At 61.7% G+C, this 1,824-nt stretch carries 3 protein-coding genes; 1 reads left to right on the top strand and 2 read right to left on the bottom strand.

Annotation, left to right across the window (positions count from 1 at the left end):
- Positions 1 to 107: 107 nt before the first annotated feature.
- Positions 108 to 608: a GNAT family N-acetyltransferase gene (locus tag AL3_RS17895; protein ID WP_000376623.1), complete on the bottom strand. Its 501-nt coding sequence runs from the start codon at positions 606 to 608 to the stop codon at positions 108 to 110.
- Positions 609 to 735: 127 nt separating this feature from the next.
- Complete coding sequence (gene sul1, locus AL3_RS17900) at positions 736 to 1,587, bottom strand: sulfonamide-resistant dihydropteroate synthase Sul1 (RefSeq protein WP_000946487.1); 852 nt, start codon at positions 1,585 to 1,587, stop codon at positions 736 to 738.
- Between the two features lie 101 nt (positions 1,588 to 1,688).
- Between sul1 and AL3_RS18285 the strand changes: the two genes are divergently transcribed.
- On the top strand, positions 1,689 to 1,824 hold a 136-nt coding region (locus AL3_RS18285), incomplete at its 3' end, for a phage integrase N-terminal SAM-like domain-containing protein (RefSeq protein ID WP_410315027.1).

The following is a 1,824-nucleotide window of genomic DNA, read 5'->3' on the forward strand; positions in this document are numbered from 1 at the left end:
ATATCGACAACCTCTCGCGCAACCAAGACATCGCGGTCGGACTGCAAGTGATCTTGAAGCCACGGGCCCGTCCCACCCCGACATGGACCTCGATGCCCGAACGGACGTTAGATTTCGAGTTCTAGGCGTTCTGCGATGAAGGTTGGATCCCAGCCGGGATTGAAAGTGTCGACGTGGGTGAATCCGAGCCGCTCGTATAGGCCACGCAGGTTCGGGTGGCAGTCGAGCCGCAGCTTGGCGCACCCCTGCGTTCGCGCGGCATGGCGGCAAGCCTCGATCAGCGCGGAGCTGACACCCCGGCCCGCATGTGTCCGTCGCACCGCGAGCTTGTGCAGATATGCGGCCTCCCCCTTGAGGGCGTCGGGCCAGAACTCGGGATCCTCGGCCGACAAGGTGCAACAGCCGACGATGCCGTCGCTGCAACTCGCGACTAGGAGCTCGGATCTCAGGACGAAGGTCTCCGCGAATGTCCGGTCGATCCGCGCGACGTCCCAGGCGGGCGTTCCCTTGGCGGACATCCACGCCGCAGCGTCGTGCATCAGCCGCACAACCTCGTCGATATCACCCGAGCAGGCGACCCGAACGTTCGGAGGCTCCTCGCTGTCCATTCGCTCCCCTGGCGCGGTATGAACCGCCGCCTCATAGTGCAGTTTGATCCTGACGAGCCCAGCATGTCTGCGCCCACCTTCGCGGAACCTGACCAGGGTCCGCTAGCGGGCGGCCGGAAGGTGAATGCTAGGCATGATCTAACCCTCGGTCTCTGGCGTCGCGACTGCGAAATTTCGCGAGGGTTTCCGAGAAGGTGATTGCGCTTCGCAGATCTCCAGGCGCGTGGGTGCGGACGTAGTCAGCGCCATTGCCGATCGCGTGAAGTTCCGCCGCAAGGCTCGCTGGACCCAGATCCTTTACAGGAAGGCCAACGGTGGCGCCCAAGAAGGATTTCCGCGACACCGAGACCAATAGCGGAAGCCCCAACGCCGACTTCAGCTTTTGAAGGTTCGACAGCACGTGCAGCGATGTTTCCGGTGCGGGGCTCAAGAAAAATCCCATCCCCGGATCGAGGATGAGCCGGTCGGCAGCGACCCCGCTCCGTCGCAAGGCGGAAACCCGCGCCTCGAAGAACCGCACAATCTCGTCGAGCGCGTCTTCGGGTCGAAGGTGACCGGTGCGGGTGGCGATGCCATCCCGCTGCGCTGAGTGCATAACCACCAGCCTGCAGTCCGCCTCAGCAATATCGGGATAGAGCGCAGGGTCAGGAAATCCTTGGATATCGTTCAGGTAGCCCACGCCGCGCTTGAGCGCATAGCGCTGGGTTTCCGGTTGGAAGCTGTCGATTGAAACACGGTGCATCTGATCGGACAGGGCGTCTAAGAGCGGCGCAATACGTCTGATCTCATCGGCCGGCGATACAGGCCTCGCGTCCGGATGGCTGGCGGCCGGTCCGACATCCACGACGTCTGATCCGACTCGCAGCATTTCGATCGCCGCGGTGACAGCGCCGGCGGGGTCTAGCCGCCGGCTCTCATCGAAGAAGGAGTCCTCGGTGAGATTCAGAATGCCGAACACCGTCACCCTGCTGCGTAACATCGTTGCTGCTCCATAACATCAAACATCGACCCACGGCGTAACGCGCTTGCTGCTTGGATGCCCGAGGCATAGACTGTACAAAAAAACAGTCATAACAAGCCATGAAAACCGCCACTGCGCCGTTACCACCGCTGCGTTCGGTCAAGGTTCTGGACCAGTTGCGTGAGCGCATACGCTACTTGCATTATAGCTTACGAACCGAACAGGCTTATGTCCACTGGGTTCGTGCCTTCATCC

This window comes from Arthrobacter luteolus NBRC 107841 (genome assembly GCF_001552075.1).
In the GTDB taxonomy this organism is placed as follows: Bacteria; Actinomycetota; Actinomycetes; order Actinomycetales; family Micrococcaceae; genus Arthrobacter_B; species Arthrobacter_B luteolus.

Excerpts from the sequence above, each read along its gene's own strand:
- AL3_RS17895 (WP_000376623.1), bottom strand. The coding sequence starts at position 608 with ATGGACAGCGAGGAGCCTCCGAACGTTCGGGTCGCCTGCTCGGGTGAT.
- sul1 (WP_000946487.1), bottom strand. The coding sequence starts at position 1,587 with ATGTTACGCAGCAGGGTGACGGTGTTCGGCATTCTGAATCTCACCGAG.